General features: G+C 35.0%; 9 protein-coding genes. 3 read left to right on the top strand and 6 right to left on the bottom strand.

Annotated features, from left to right (window positions below; genetic code table 11):
* Nucleotides 1-36: 36 nt before the first annotated feature.
* A complete protein-coding gene (locus tag KMW28_RS24530) occupies nucleotides 37-1,725 on the bottom strand; it encodes an AAA family ATPase (RefSeq protein ID WP_169663556.1) in 1,689 nt (562 codons plus the stop codon).
* Nucleotides 1,726-1,867: 142 nt separating this feature from the next.
* Nucleotides 1,868-5,116: a hypothetical protein gene (locus tag KMW28_RS24525; protein WP_169663555.1), complete on the bottom strand. Its 3,249-nt coding sequence runs from the start codon at nucleotides 5,114-5,116 to the stop codon at nucleotides 1,868-1,870.
* A 390-nt stretch (nucleotides 5,117-5,506) separates the two neighbouring features.
* On the opposite strand from KMW28_RS24525, the gene KMW28_RS24520 reads away from it, so the two are divergent.
* The 3 genes from KMW28_RS24520 to KMW28_RS24510 all read left to right on the top strand — a co-directional run bounded on the left by KMW28_RS24520 (nucleotide 5,507) and on the right by KMW28_RS24510 (nucleotide 7,992).
* The gene (locus KMW28_RS24520; RefSeq protein ID WP_169663554.1) at nucleotides 5,507-7,333 is read left to right on the top strand and encodes an arylsulfatase; all 1,827 of its coding nucleotides are present in this window, start codon (nucleotides 5,507-5,509) and stop codon (nucleotides 7,331-7,333) included.
* Between the two features lie 201 nt (nucleotides 7,334-7,534).
* Nucleotides 7,535-7,738: a hypothetical protein gene (locus KMW28_RS24515; RefSeq protein WP_169663553.1), complete on the top strand. Its 204-nt coding sequence runs from the start codon at nucleotides 7,535-7,537 to the stop codon at nucleotides 7,736-7,738.
* Nucleotides 7,738-7,992, top strand: coding sequence for a type II toxin-antitoxin system RelE family toxin (locus KMW28_RS24510; protein WP_169663552.1), 255 nt, complete (start codon nucleotides 7,738-7,740; stop codon nucleotides 7,990-7,992). Before KMW28_RS24515 ends, KMW28_RS24510 begins: the two co-directional genes overlap by 1 nt.
* A 160-nt stretch (nucleotides 7,993-8,152) precedes the next feature.
* Here the strand turns inward: KMW28_RS24510 and KMW28_RS24505 are convergent, their stop codons facing one another.
* The 4 genes from KMW28_RS24505 to KMW28_RS24490 form a co-directional block, all read right to left on the bottom strand.
* On the bottom strand, nucleotides 8,153-10,126 hold the full coding sequence (locus tag KMW28_RS24505; protein ID WP_169663551.1) for an alpha/beta hydrolase family protein: 1,974 nt from the start codon (nucleotides 10,124-10,126) through the stop codon (nucleotides 8,153-8,155).
* Between the two features lie 149 nt (nucleotides 10,127-10,275).
* The gene (locus tag KMW28_RS24500) at nucleotides 10,276-11,277 is read right to left on the bottom strand and encodes an NPCBM/NEW2 domain-containing protein (protein ID WP_169663550.1); all 1,002 of its coding nucleotides are present in this window, start codon (nucleotides 11,275-11,277) and stop codon (nucleotides 10,276-10,278) included.
* Between the two features lie 361 nt (nucleotides 11,278-11,638).
* Entirely contained in the window at nucleotides 11,639-13,855 is a 2,217-nt protein-coding gene (locus tag KMW28_RS24495) for a glycoside hydrolase family 36 protein (RefSeq protein WP_169663549.1), read from the bottom strand.
* Nucleotides 13,856-14,014: 159 nt separating this feature from the next.
* Nucleotides 14,015-16,447, bottom strand: coding sequence for a hypothetical protein (locus tag KMW28_RS24490; RefSeq protein ID WP_169663548.1), 2,433 nt, complete (start codon nucleotides 16,445-16,447; stop codon nucleotides 14,015-14,017).
* Nucleotides 16,448-16,479 lie beyond the last annotated feature (32 nt).

Here is a 16,479-nt window from a genome sequence, read left to right as displayed (position 1 = left end):
TTATAGTCAAAAATTGAAGGCATAAATGCCTTATGATTATAAAAACTCAGTCAAACAACTCACCTCTTTTCCGTCAAAAGCAACTCCCACAAGCATGATGTCTGTTTTGTTGTTTTCTTTTAGAGTGGTTATATATTTCGAATCGTGGATTTGTTTAATCGCATCCTTTGCTAATTCAGGCAATGGTGGAGAACTAGGTCTTAATTTCTTGAACTCCAGAATCCAACCTCTTGGGTCTTTACTATCTTTAGGGTAGATCAGTAAATCTGCCCTCCCAAGTCCTGTTTCGGGATTAGATTTTACTATAAACTTGGAAGAAAGGTGAGCCATTAAACCTAAAATAAATGCATGATAAACTTTTTCGGGTAGAGACCCACTATGTTGTACATCATGAAAACTAAAAGAGTGAAGTAAATATTCTGATAAAGCTATTTCAAAATCTTTGGTATTTTGATCTAGTAAAGCAGTAAGAATTGTACTTTCACTTACCACTGTAGATTTTGATAATAACCTTTGAAGCATCTGTCTGTAAACCGTTTTCACTTCTATATTCGGTATTCTCAAACCATGATAAGCTATACCATCAATATTTTTTGAGAAAGTTGTTGTTAAATATCCATTAAATAAAAGTAACCCTAAGACTGTCTTCTCATTTCCTGCATCAAGATCTTGAAAAATAGTAGTTTCTTCAACCTCACATTCCATCACCTGACCATCTATAAAACCCGTCAGTTTTTTTTCTAAATCAGCATTCGCATTCGTCAATAATTCTTCAATCAATTCATTAGCAGAAGTATTTACCCAATAGGGTCTAAAACCTTGGTTGGGCTTATTCGCAAAGCTTAATATAGACCAAGGGTTATATATATCAGAATGTATCCCAATTTTATAACCATTGTACCAAGATTTCACATCCTCAAAAGGAACATCAATCTGACCATCCTCTAAAAGTTGTTTCACTTCCTGTTCTGTTAATCCAAATTTATCAGCATAATCATGATCAAGAACAGAATTGACTTCAAGATTATTCAAACCTGAAAATATACTTTCTTTAGCAACTCTGAGGATGCCAGTGATAATTCCTTTGTATAGATAATCATTATCCTTAAATCCACCAGATAAAAAACCACGCATGAAGGTGATCATATTATCAAAGTAACCGGCTTCCCAAGATTTAATAATGCAAGAATCGTATTCATCGATCAAAATGACGACTCTTTGATTATAAACTTTATGAAGAATGGATGATATCGTTTTTAAAAAACTGCTTAAGGTGACACTATTACAATCACTTTTTATAAGGTCATTTAAAAATTGTAAATCAAAACGTCCAAGATTATCAGAATCATACAAGAACTCATTTTCCTTTAACCAATTTAAAATAAGCTGATGAATATTTTTAATCGCATCTTCAAATGTTTTTTCTTTTACATCTTTAAATGATAGGTATAAAACAGGATACTTTCCTTGATGCTTCCATACTTCCGATTTTCTAATCTTAAGGTGATTAAAAAGTGATTTGTTTTCCTCTCCTTTTTTAATATCAAAAAATGCATGAAGCATAGACATGTTTAATGTCTTTCCAAATCTTCTTGGTCGTAGAACAGAGATAGAAATTGCACTACTTTTAATAAATTCTTCTATTAATAACGTCTTATCAATATAATGATAATTCTCTCTTATAATTTCTTTAAAATTTGATAGCCCAATTGGATATTTTTTCATGCAATTTTATTCTTTGGTTAAAGATAAGAAATAATCAATTTCGATGGTATAAGCATTTAAGTTTTGTAATACTTATAAAAGCATAAAAAAGGGTAAAACTTTCGCTTCACCCTGATATCAGAGATTTAATAAACAAATTATTCTAAAACACCACCTTCCTCACATCACTTGAGTGTTGATCGATGATCTTAATGATAAATATTCCTTTTGATGAAAACGGCAATTGAATACGCGTTCCATCCAATTCTTTTTGTAAAAGTTTTTGCCCACTTAAGTGATAAATCAAAAGTATATTTCCTTTCAAATCACTATCTGATTTTATCTCCAAAGTATTTTCATTGGATTTATATACTTTAATATTTTCTTTTTGATGATGAGAACTTGTAGGATCATCTCCCTCTTTTAAATAGAGGTAATAACTTTTTGTTGATCCATTTTGTGCCGTCACCACAATGACATGTAAAGTCCCTCCAGATTGAGGATAATTCACATTATAACTTGCGTTTTTCTCTTCTAAAGTGACTTTAAAAGTAGGTTGTTCTCTCCAACGACCATAGAGATCATAAGTAAGTTTATCTTTCTCAAATTCTTCTACTTTCTGATTATCAATGGATATTTCAAGGATATTAGCGTTGGCATATCCTCCCTCAACATCATAATTTATGATATACTCCTTAGAAAATCTTCTATCCTCTGCAGTCACTTTGATGATCGTTGGATAAATCACATCCTCTTCTGATAGAATTTCAACTGTGGCATTCGCATCATTTGCAACAGCGGTAATGTCAGGAGTTTGTGTTGTTCCCCAAGGTAAATGATGAGTAAACTGATCCAAGTTATTATCCAAATCTTCGAAGTTCACTCCATCAAATTTCAATTCTTTTAAAGAGGTATCCTTACTTCCTTTGGCCACAGCAAAAGGCTCTCCTTCCGTAAATAACAAGAGTTCTACTTCAGCAGTGGATGAATTACTAGACGATAAGGTAATTTCATTTTCACCATTGATGGCAATAAAATCACCTGAAATAGTCACTTCTACTTCTTCAATAAGATTCCAGTTTTTATCATACACTCCTGCTTTATCTCCTCCTCTATACTCAATATATGAGGTTGATGAAGTCGATAACTCCACAGATGTATTTACCCTTAATATCTGATTACCGATTTGAATACTCGGATCAACCACTACTCCTTCTCCAAACATAAACCTCATTTGGAATTGAGGTACTTGATCTTTGTAAGGATTGATTAACGTCTTCGATTCATCAAACGACATTTCTACTTTTGGCACATACATTCCATCTTCCTGCAACATATGGAACAAACCATAGGATAAATCGTCGGATATATCTGCTGGGTTCTCTCCCATCATTTTGATAGGATAAATTAGAAAATCGTCCTCGTTCTCAAAGTCTCTTAATTCAAATGCTGTATTGGATGCCAATCGATTTTTATACATCGTATGCGTTTCCAACATCGATTGTCTCTGAGCATCAGTCAAGTTTTTATTTATTGTTTTCCACTTTGGAAGCAGTGACAACATTTCGCTCGTTTTTCCATATTGTTGAAACTCTTCCAACGTAATTCCAAACATTGGATCAGGTCTTAAAACCGAGAAATTACTACCATTATAAGCCGCCTGACTACTCAACATAAATTGAGCGGCCAACATATTTGATGATGGCTTTATAACTCCTTTATCTGTTGTACTCAAACGCTCCAATCGAATCGATGTTCGCCCGATATTATGGTCTCCCACTGGAGATTGTAAAAATTTCTTTGTGCGGTTGATTTTATACTCCATATATCCAGCATTGGGAGGTGCTCCATTCGATGTTCGTACCAATACAGGATGATCTACATTTTCATACACTGTCTGTGCAAACTTCTCAAAGCCCCATCTACCGTTATATACATGAATTTCTGCACCATCAAAAAGAGTATTTGATACTTGACATTCATTGACTAACCTTGCATAATTTTTTGCTACGGTATCGAATAAATCAGAGTAATTATCGGGAACAAAAACAGTATTGTAAGGACTTACGATCCCTTTTACAATTTCCCCTTCTTCATGTGCTGACCTTAATGTTCCATTTATACTTCTATTGGATAAAGTAATTTGCCATAAGTCAGTAGTATTATCCTTTTGAATTTCACTAATCCTCATCAATTCGCTACCTATTTGCAAATACTCATATCTAAAAAATGTAGGTAATGATTCAGTAAGCTGACCAAAAATTTCTGTTTCTTGTGATAAAGTTGAAGGTGGTTTATACCATGCTTCTTTGGGCTTAAATGTTAAAATGATATCATTTTCAGAGATGGATTGATCTAGCGTTCCCTCAACCCAAGTCGCCAACTCGTCCGATAAATTTTCCTGAGCATACAAAGGATCTCTTTTCCCAATTCCTCCACTTACATAATGCAAATTGATACTCCTCCCATGTTCTCTTTGCTGTAAAGCATACGATTCTAATTCCGCTTGATTTTGAAACACACCATTCACTTCCCAATTGAGCGTATTATCGGGCCAAAACCCTCCATGCCAAACATCGGTAAAGAAGTTAATTGTGGTCACAGCAGATTGTTTGATATACGGCTCAAATAATGGTAACTCTTCTACACTTTGAGGTCGGATATACATCACACTTTGATCCGAAAACATCTCTTCCCACTCTTCTACCCATTGTTTTGCTCGATCATAATTCCACACACCACTCACTTTTGGATGAGGTATGGCTTCATTCCCCCAAGCCTGAAGAATACTTTCGTCCTCCTCTACCTCATTAGCGAAAGCGTACATGACAAAACCACCCAATAAGTTATCTCTTTTATAGCGATCCCAAACATGCTCAAAAGTTAAAGTGCTTGAGTTACCACTTTTTCTTAAGGTCGATATGTAATCAAAAGCCATCAACTTCATGGAAGGACGGGCATTTAGTTCAAATTCTAGCTTTGCTCCTGCAGGAAAATTGCCATAAAAATCAACCATATCAAAAGATATATAAGTCGGCGTAATATTGATATTGAAGCTCGCCATTAATTTTTCATCAGCAGTCGAAAATATCAGTTGATCTCCCGAACGAAATATTTTATTAAGTTCGATTCTTTCCCCACTCATCAAAATTATATACATCGATGATCGGTTCGTCGAAAGTAAAACTTCATTCCCATCCTTCAATTTTAAGGAAGTGATTTTACCATCAGGTTGAAAAGTGATCGTAAACCTTTCTGAAGAAAAGACCACATCTGAAGTTACTTCAGTTAGAGGTGATGGCTTTGTTTGATTCTCTAAACTTTGAGCAATTATTGAAAAAGACAACGTCTGAAAAAGTACAACAAATAAAAAATATTTTTTGATGTAGGATGCTAGTATTAATTCTTTCATTCCAAGTAATTATTATTATTGGATTAAAGTAACAACAATAGAATTTGATGTACTTGTTCTTTACTTTCTTTGATGTGCGTTTAAATATCAACTCCATTTTTTTCAATATTTTAAATCGCACTAACTAACTGATATAGATGATTGTAAACTCTCAGCTTCAAGGGAAAGAAAATCATCTTAAAATGTAATAAACGTGATAAGTAATAAATGTTAGGATGGATATATTTATTAGGAGATTTTTCCAGTTTAATATATTCGTCATCAATAAAATTGGTAGTCTTAAAATGTTTCGTAGGGACGTTGCAGTGCAACGTCCGTACACATTTATACTGCTTTATTAGAGAATAAGTATTAGACTAATCATCTTCATTATTAATTAATTTTTTTGAAATGAAATGTAACTACACAATCTTCTTTTATTTCATCAGTTCGTTTCTCTTTTTCCAATCTTGTGTGAAAATAATAGAGAAGGATGATTTAAAAAGACCCAACATTATCGTGGTCATTACCGATGACCAAGGGTATGGTGATATGGGGCATACAGGCAATTCGATTATTAAAACACCTGCAATCGACTCCTTTTCCAAACAAAGTATCAACCTCACTAATTATCACGTTTCGACAACATGTGCACCGACTAGATCGGCCATGATGACTGGAAGAAACCCTAACCGTGTGGGTGTTTGGCACACCATAATGGGGGCGTCTATGTTAAACGGTGATGAACAAACTTTACCAGAGGTATTGAAAGACGCAGGATACAAAACGGGAATGTTTGGTAAATGGCATTTAGGTGATAATCATCCGTTTCGACCTCATGATAAAGGTTTTGATAGGGCACTTTACCATGGTGGTGGCGGAATCGGACAAACGCCAGATTATTGGAACAATAATTACTTCGACGACACTTACTTCAGAAATGAAGAACCAGAAAAACACGAGGGCTATTGCACTGATGTTTGGTTTGAGGAAGCCATCAAATTTATTGAAAACTCTAAAGATGAACCATTCTTTACCTACATCAGTTTAAATGCACCTCACGGTCCCTATAATGTACCAAAGGAATATTACGATCTATATGCTGATGAAACTGAATTGCTAGAAAGTCAAAAACGATTTTATGGTATGATTACCAATATCGACGATAACTTTAAGACATTATTGGATAAACTAGACGAGCTAAAAATCTCAGACAATACTATTGTTTTATTTACTACGGATAATGGTACTGCCAATGGATTTAAAAAAGATCCAAAAACCAAGAAAGTATACGGTTATAATGCTGGGATGAGAGGAACAAAAGCAAGTCATTATGATGGTGGACATAGAGTTCCAATGATTATTCGTTGGCCTAACGGAGCACTTGATGGTGGAAAAACATTGTCTGAATTAACATCACATGTTGATTTACTACCCACATTAACGAGCTTGGCCAAGGTTCCTTTCACTCCTAAAAAAGAGTTGGATGGAGTGGATATCAGCCAATACCTTCAAAACGAAAACAAGCCAGAAGAACGTATGATTATAGTGGACACTCAACGCTTATCCTGGCCAAAAAAAGGAAAACAAAGCTGTGTGATGCAAGGCGATTGGCGTTTGATTGATGGTAAAGATCTCTATAACTTAAAAACAGATCCTGGTCAAGAAAATAATATAGCCGATCAACATCAAGAAAGAGTGGAGAAAATGAATGCTTTCTACACTACTTGGTGGGACAAGATGATTCAGGAAACAAAATATTCAGTCATTGATTTGGGTATCGATAAAGTAGATGTCATCACTTGTCACGATGCTCATACAGATGATGATAATTACCCGCCTTGGAATCAAAAACTTATCCGAGATGGTAAACTGATGAAACCTGCTAAATTCCTTGTAAACTTCACCAAAAAAGGAAAATATAAGATTGGTTTAAGTCGTTGGCCTGAAGAAAGTGGACTTCTACTAAATGCCGAATTAAATGATGATTATCCGAAAACAAAGTATGTGGATGCTAGAGTAAAAGGAAAGTCATTGGAGTTCGAAAAAGCGTTTATCAAAATTGGAAACAAGGTATCCGAAGCATCGGTTGACAATACTTTAACCTCCACAGACATTACTGTTGATGTTGAGGAAGGACAGACAGATTTAACAGCTTGGTTTACCACAAAAGATGGTGAAGAAACCAATGCGTTTTATTTGTATGTGTCAAAGGTTGAGGAGGAGAGTTTGATGTAACTGAAAATATTTCACAGTTCGTAGAATTTTGCCGTTAGGCGTTTCTATGAACTGTGATAGAACATAAGTTTGTAACTTATAACGACATTCTGAATTCTCTAATTATGATGATTGATACAATCTAACTACATCATTTTTTCTTTTAGTTACGTATATTTGTATAAATCAATAAGGATACAGGATTCAAAACACTTAAATATCATGACAACTCAATTTATAACCGATAATCAAGGAAATAAGCTCGCAGTAATTCTTCCCATAAATGAGTACAATAAAATATTGGAAGAACTAGAAGAATTAGAAGAAATTAAACTTTATGATGAAGCTAAAAGAAAAGATACAGGAGAACGAATTCCAATGGAGGATGCATTTAATATGATTGAAGAAAAACGTAATAAAAAATAATGAGTTATTCAATCAATTTCACCAAACAAGCTATCAAAAACCTAGGGAAAATTAAAGAACCTTATTATTCAAAACTGAAAACTGCTATTATCAACCTTTCTGAAAATCCTCGTCCTAATGCTTGTAAAAAATTGAAAGGTAGAGATGCTTACCGAATCGAAGTTGTTAATTACAGAATTATCTATGAGATAATTGATAAAGAATTAATTATTGATGTTATAGATGTTGGACATCGTAAAGATATTTATGAATAAAGAAAGTAGTTACTTTGGGTTTTGGGTGATAAGTCAAAGACTTTTACAACAACAAAATTCGTAGTGACGCATACGCTTAACACTACGAATAGAAAAGAGGTCGATTCATAAATAATATGAATCGACCTCTCTCATTTAATAAGTCATATATCTATCAATATCACTTCGAACCTTTATCCTTATCCTCCAACTCAACAGATTTGTCAATAGCCTGTTGGAATTCGTTATCGAAGCTAATTACTTTTTGCACATCGGCATCGTCTCTCTTTTCATGAGGGTAAATTCTTCTCCATTTGGTAAAATCACCCCCAATCCATTTCATGGATTTCATCGTTGGTGTATCCCCTTTCCAGCGTTCATCTGCCTTCATTTTATTATGAAGATTAAATGCTGGTGATAATGTTAATTCTGTTACCTCGTCCCAATCTTTTAAAGGTTTGCCATTATTCGTTACAAAGTCCTCTGGAGAAAGTTCTAATGTATTGATCCCTTTGTCCTTTAAAGTAACTACTGCATAATAATTCTCTTTTCTTCTGCCAGTATAATTTTGCCAGGTGTTCGTTTCAATGCCTACAGCAAGTTGATTATCCTCTGCATTTGTTTCCAATTGAATTTTAAGCTTTCCACCTTTTGGTCCCATAAAACATGGATCGAAAAGCTTACGAGTTCCAAAGAACCAATGGTGATGGTTATTTCTAAATAGCGTATACCAGTCTTGCATACCGTTAGAAAAATCGTCGATAATAGCATATCTTCTGGCTGTTGCTTTTACTTTAGCCGATTGAAGTTCATCCGGATAGGCCATTTGATATTCCGATGAAACCGTGAATAAATTGGTCTCGTCTTTTCCTGGATGGGCAGGTATCATGTGGTCTATTTTGTAAGTGATGTTGGCAAAGGCATACAACGGCTCTTTATCATCAAATACTGGGCACTCTGCATAATACTTGTTTTTCTTTTGTTTCACTTCAGCAGAATGCCAAAAACGATTTCTTGGATCTCTACTGTATCCATAGAAAATCTCCACTTTTTCAATAGGTAATCCTGATGATTGATCAGGTACTACTGTAAATACTGGGATATTATTTTTGGTCTTCAGCTTTAATTCTGAAGCTGATTTTTTAGGAAAAGTAAAAGTACCTTTCACATGAGCGTCCATCCAAAGGAAACGAGCAGCATGTGCTTCTTTGGTAAATCTATGATTTAAATGAGGTGCCAAAACCAAAATATTTTCTGTGGATTTTGGTAATAACGACATTCCTTTCACGACCAATTCTGTAGGCGAATTAAAATCGTTAGTTGAGCCTAGAAACAAAATTGGTGTTTTGATCAAGGGCCAAGATGACTGAGAAGCAATTGTTTTTTGAAATAACTCTAAATCTGTCCTCATGTGTCGTTTACTTTTAGGCAAACCCCACATATCTTGATGTAAATAACCCGATCCACCAACCGATGGAGCTGCGGCTTTAATACGAGGATCATTGGCTGTCATTACCGTTGCAAAACCGCCCATAGAATGGCCTTCTAATCCTATACGGTTTGGATCTACTTCTGCTCTTTCTTCCAAGAATGTAATAGCTCTTCTTGCACTTATTGAAATTTCTACCCAACTGCTGTTATAGGCATTCGGTTCTTTATATAATGTTTTTTCTGTTGGTGTGACCGTATTATGGAAACCTAACCCTTTATCTTTTCCTAAAAAGCCAACAGGTAAATCGTCCCAATCCGTATTCTGAAGACCATCTTCTAACGGTTTTTCACCCCAATTAATACTAATACATGCGTAACCTAATTTCACCCAAGTTTCTACACGAGATAATTCAGCTCTCTGACCACCACCATGAATATGTACAATGGCTGGAACATTTTTAGCATCTTTTGGGTAACCATAATATGCGGCCACTTTAGGTGAAGCCGATTTATTATCGCCTTCTAATTTACCAATATCATAGACCACATATTCAAATTTTCCTTTATCGTTTTCCCAAGTTTTTAAAACCTGAGCATTAATAGGTTCGGCTTTTGGATCGTAGTTTTCCCAGATACTTTGTGCAGATTGTTGTGCGTAGGAAGTGAATTGAAATCCTACAATAGTGAATAGCAATACCCAACACTTTGAAAGATACGTTTTCATGCTTTAATGTAATTTGTCGAAAGATGATCCTAAGGATGTGATCACCATAGATAAACATATAGAAGAGGATAAAAAAAGGTTGTCGCATCCGATGATGTGACAACCTTTTTCAACATCAATTAGAAGTTGATTTATATTACAGATAACGATTACTTAGAATCTGCTTTTGTAGTAAAGCGAGCATCGCCCCAGCTACCATGATCACCACCTTGGTTATCATCAGCATCTTCACAGATAAGTGTAATAGTTTTCTTACCCTTAACGTTAAAGCTCTGCTCTTCAACAGTTTGCTTTCTACTATTGATCGTTCCACTGTTGTAAACTTCCTCACCATCAATTTTAATGATCATTCTAATTTTACCACCATTAGAATCGTTAGCACCTGGCGTAACCACAAAGTTTACATAATTGTCTTTCACAGGGAAAACCATTGTTGAAGTGGAATGAACACCCAAACCTTTTCTAAATTGATTTCCACTAATGCTGATGAAACCACCGTCTACACCTTCGTTGTTCATTACTCTCCAGTAAGAATCGTTAGTCGTAGCCATTTCTTTTGTAAGATATACCAAAGACTCGTCTTCTGTATATGCACCATAGTTAGGGTTTTTCAATTTAAATTCTTTCTTACCCTCGACGAAAAATGCCTCTACCCAATCGGCGTGATCACCACCATTATCAGCACCTTCCTCAACAATTAGTTCAATTTGTTTAGCTCCCGCTACATCAATTTGTTGTAATGTTGGTGTATATTTTTTAGTCTTACTAGAAATTTGTCCAGTAGTAAATACTTCTTCTCCGTCTACTTTTATAGACATTGTAATTTTTCCATTGTGTGCGTCATCAGGACCAGGAACAACATAGAAATATTGTGCTTTTCTAGGTACATCAAATACTAATTTTGATGGAGCGTGCACGCCTAAACCTTTCTCATATTTTTCACCTTTCATAGATAATGCTTCTCCACCGACAGCTTTATCCATGTTAATTCTCCAATAAGATTTACTTCCAAATGCTTGATCATTTTTAGTAACATACACTCTATTACCTTCCATGATTTTTACTTCTTCTGCTTGTTCAGTTTGTGCTATTGCAGCAGTTGACAACATCATCATTGAAGCTGCTGCGAAAATTTTCAAATTCTTTTTCATTTCTAATAAAATTTCGATGAAGATTTGAATAGATATTTATTATTAAAAAATAAGTAGACGTAATAATAAATATCAAATTCTATACCTTATACCATCTGTGTTATTAATTATGTAAGTTTAATACAGTTTTAAGTAAAATTATCTTCTCCTGAAGAAGACTCTAAATTGTTCGAGTTGTTATCTTCAAGGAATTCGATTGAAAGAATAATTCTTATTGACAAATATGACTGAAAAATCGATGTTCAAATGACTTATATTTTACAATCTTTTGTCCAATTCTTCATTTCTTGATAATAGAACTCTAATTTTAAAAAGCACGGGCCTAACAAAGCCCATGCTTTAGATCTATGAAATTGATTATCTATAATGCTACTTGTTTCAAAGAGAAAGATTGTTTTTCGTTCCACTTTCTATTTGATAATGACACTCTCCAAAGATTGTTACCCAAGCTTTCCACCTTCTCGATCTCACAATTCTTAGAGTTGTTGGCCTGAATCCCTTTTTCTGAGTAGAAAATGATATCGCCATTTTGTGCACCATGATCGCTTAGTTCCACTTTAATACTAGACCCTTTCACGACCATGTTTTTGATTTCGTTTGCCCCCATTGAAAGGTGTAAGTTCGAACCTAATACTTGTGTCTTCCCCTCAACAAGTGGTGTAAATCTCACCATCTGAGAAGAGTTGGTCTGAAGATCTTTTGCCGTATATGTGTTCGTTGCATAACCTACTACTTCGTTTTTCCAGAAGTCGTACACGGCACATTTTGTATCTTTTGGTAAACCTGCTTCTACCAAATCGATAGATACATCGTTTCTATTTTCTTTATCCACATTGTATAGATTATATACTCCGAAGTTACCAAATGTTCTTTCTGCATGAAAACCAAACACAGTGTTATCAGCAGACTTTCCTAGTGTTAAAAGTTTTGTTTCTTCGATCACACCTGGTCGCATGATTTCGTAGTTTCTCCACACTTCTTTTACATCTTCCGCGTCGATTGGTTCAGAAATCATAGCCGTACCACCTGTTAGTGCTACAGAGTTGTGCCATGTTTGCCACATTCCTTCTTGGTGAGTATGACCTACTCTTCGCGAAGGAAGTTTTGATTCTAAGTAAGAAACATCGGCATCGTTATTCCACCATACTTTATGATAGATTTGGAATCTCAATACAGATTCTAAACAGTGATCGAAATGTGCTGGGTGAGAGTCAGGACCAACACGTGCTGCATCGATAAAACCAATTACACCTCTTGTTGGTTGACCAAGACAAGAAAGGATATACATATCGTCTCCAGCTGCTTCTCTATACAAAGTATACAGTTGTCTGAATGTTTGTAATCTCGTTAACTTTGGATCTACATAATTTTGACCAATACCGTTGAAGTCAATTTTAATATAACCAAAACCTCTCTCTCTAGCATCTTTAATGATGTTGAATAAAAATTCTTTCGATTTTGGATGCGTTGGGTTAATCCACTTTGCACCATCTGGGTGGAAAGAGTTAGGGTTCATAAACGTCTCAATACCTTTTGCATTTGTCTGTAATGCTTCAGGATTTTCTTTTGCCCAAGGATGTTCTGGGTTGATCATCAAAGGAGCGAACCACACGCCTGGAGTAGCACCAATTGCTCTAATTTCTTCAGCCACTTTTGCCATACCTGAAGGGAATTTTTCGTTTGCTGACCAATCGCCATCCATTTTTTGATAACCATCGTCGATTTGCACAATTCCTCTTCCGAATGTATTTGGATTCTCTTTAATTGTTTTCGTCACGTTCATTACGTGTGCTTCATCAATTTTAGTGGTTCTATCGTACCAGCTACACCATCCGTAAACAGGATCTCTGTCTAATTTAGCATTGTGTGTAATCGCTACCCACTTTGTCCAAATATCAATACTTGTATCTTTATCATCTTCGTATAAGAAGATCATTTCTTCACTATTTCTAACCTCACCTGGCTCTACCAATACTTCATCCATACGAACTGTATTGAACAAGTTTCCTTTTCTAATGTTCACATTACAATGTGCGTCTGCTGGTCCAACTGGGCCTACTAAAAATGACTTCCCATTTTCTGTATTGTAAGCCAAAGCCACCTCTTTATAACGCGTGTTTAACTTGTCTAAAGTCTCCGCATGCTTATGCTCCATTAATGGAGTGATTAACCATTGTTCTGGCTTAGATAAATCTACTGTTCCGGCAAAACCTCTTTCAGTATCGAATAAATCGAATACTCTAAGGTCTACATTTTTATTACTCTTGTTATGGAAGTAACCTTGAATAGTATAAGCTTTAATATCTTGAAGCTTTCTGATATGTAACTCCAATCCAAAGCCATCCTTTTCGAAATAAGCTTTTGATTGTTCTGCTTTACCAAAAGGAGTATCCACAATAGATTTTTCTACTGCTCCTTTTACAGGAGTATGACCCATACCGATTCTTCTACTCTGACCGTCTATATCATAAACAACGGTAGAAGTACGGAAGAATTTTTGCATTTCTTCTTGTGCAAAAATAGAAACTATAGGCAGCATACTAAGTAGTACGACAAAAAGTATTTTGTTTCTCTTCATTTCATTAAAATTAAAAAATAAACTTCTTTTGATTGAATCTGATACAATATTAGTGCGTTTATATCATTTCAATTTGCTCATATATTACATTTCTTACTTTTGATCTGATAGTGTCAAAAAAGAGAAAAAAGGGCTTTTCTGATACGTATTCATCGATATTTATGGCTCTAAACTTTCATCCATAGGAACAGAGTAGGTCACTTCCCATGTCTTGGTCTCTGCATTATAGTCGGTCTGCCAATAATCATTTCCAAACTTTTCTTGTTCCTTTAAATTTACCGGAGTTCCATTTTTTGTAATCACAATATTGAAGTCTCTATAATTGGAAATATTCGATATAGTGATGGGTACATACCCTAACCCATTCGTAATATCCAAGATCACTTCATCATTTTCTGCTTCTACTTTTATTGGATTTCTACGAAGTAGTTTTCCCTTTTTTAAAAAGATCAACTGAGTGTTTTTATGCGCCTCTCTATACATAGGTTCCCAAGTATTGGCTTCTTCTGATATGAAATTTTTGAAAGCCTCATTGTCTCCATAATAACTATTTGATTCGTTCGGCAGAATACATAACTCAATAGTCATATCAATTCGATCTCCTTCGTTCAATTCTTTGATGTGTAAAGGTAGATTCAATTCCATTAAAGTGACTGGCTTTTGAATTCTTTTGCTGTAATGCACAAACGTAGAAAACTGTGGCTTTACCACTTTTCCATTAATAATAATAACTGTCTCTCTTAAAATTAAACCTCTATTGGCCCACGTTCCATAATTCTGAAGATCGTAATTTACTGCATCGTGCATACTAACCCATGGGGCTGCCCCAGGGGTATTGATCTCCTGAACCACATAACCCAATTTATCTTTTCGGTTTTCAATTTCTTTTAGCAATCCATTTTCGTTACCAAAAGCAAATTTATTCTCGTAGGAGTACGCGTAGGTTTCCGATCCAAACTGAGCAATTGCCAATCGACTAAATTCTAATTTAGATTTTACATCTAATTCTATATGATAATATGCTTTTACAAAATCGTTGGTACGCATTAGATGAGTCGTTAATTTATAATCGGCTTCATCATTTGCTGTGACTCCTTTATAACTTACTTCCGTTAAGTTAGGGCAGTTACGTATGTAATCAACTTTTACCTGCTTTATGTTTTTTCTATTTCCTTTATCATCATAAAAACGCAAGAAATCTCCTCCGCCAACATTGGGTGTCCAATTGTATTCTTCAGGTTCTTTGATATTTGGTTGGGTACTTTTCACAAACAAAGGTCGAACATCTGTAATCATAGATTCTGCAATACCACCATAGGGTTCGTAACAAATGTTCTCTCCAAAAGCGCCAATGGCCGATTCTTCCCATAACTGATGACTCGCTTGGTTTTCTTTTCCCCAAGAAGTAAGGGATAATTGACTATGGGATGCGGCAGGTAAAGTTCCCCAAAAACCCGTCACTCTACTCAGTTCTAATTCCACTTTTTCGTTTGAAGGAATGGCCACAATAGTAAATCCTCTTAACCAAGGACCTTTAAACTTATGCTTATAATCGTTGTGCCAGTTTTTTGATATTTGAATGGGAATACCCGTCGGAAATCCTTGCTTATCTCTCAAAATCAAAGAGGCACCAGTAATATCTTTTACCACCCCTTTTTTCTCAAATATCACTCGCTCAAACTGTATTTCATCAGTCGGATTCTCAAAGACTACTTTGGTGCGTTCCATTCCAAATTTTGATTCCATATTTCCACTCATAGAAATGACAGTAGCTTGTCTTTGTGGATCTCTGTAGCTTTCTAATGTTTGATATGGAGCATTCTTATCATTAGCATACACCAATAACTTCCCTGTATAGTAATTCTGAATTCTTCTCTGGAACAATGCAGAAATAGACTTATTTGATAATGGAGAAGTAATCGAAACCACTCCTTTTTTATAAGAAATACTGTTATTTTCCTTGTTCGATGTTAAATCCCAAGTCACATGATTATCACTTTGAATCTTTATTTGAGAACTATTATCTGCATTTACTTCGTATTGATCTTCAGGCAACCTTAACTCAATTATTAAGGTCATCTCATCTTCTGGAAGTAAATATTCATCATAATCTAAAGTAAAAGAAAAGGCATCGTTCCATGAGGCGATTTCCAATCCAAACTTAAACAAAGGACCACCATCCTCTAGTTTAAGATCAGATATATAACGTCTTTGATAGAATTTGCCACCTTCCACCCAATCGCCAATAAAGTCTTTGGATGCCTCGTTTCTTATCACCTTATATTTCTCTCCGTTATATTCCAAATACATCGAAAGGATATCATCATCTTCCTTTCCCACTAGGTCAGATAATTGATATAACTTCTCATAAGAGGCGATACTTCTGAACCTCGTTAATTTTAATTCACTTGAATTAAATCGAAGAAAATGATGATTGGTTTGAATATAGAACTCTTCCGATTTCTCTAACACCTCTGGGAAATACATGTACGTATTCGTATGTGCAAAATCCCATAAGGAAAGTGGCAATTGCCCCCAGCCTTTGATAGATAATAATAGAAATAATAATGTAAAGTAGATGTTTCGTTTCATTTCAAATAAGAGTAGTTTACCCATTCTGTAAG

The sequence above is a fragment of the Flammeovirga yaeyamensis genome, assembly GCF_018736045.1.
GTDB lineage: Bacteria > Bacteroidota > Bacteroidia > Cytophagales > Flammeovirgaceae > Flammeovirga > Flammeovirga yaeyamensis.
This window is presented reverse-complemented; position numbering and strand designations above follow the sequence as displayed.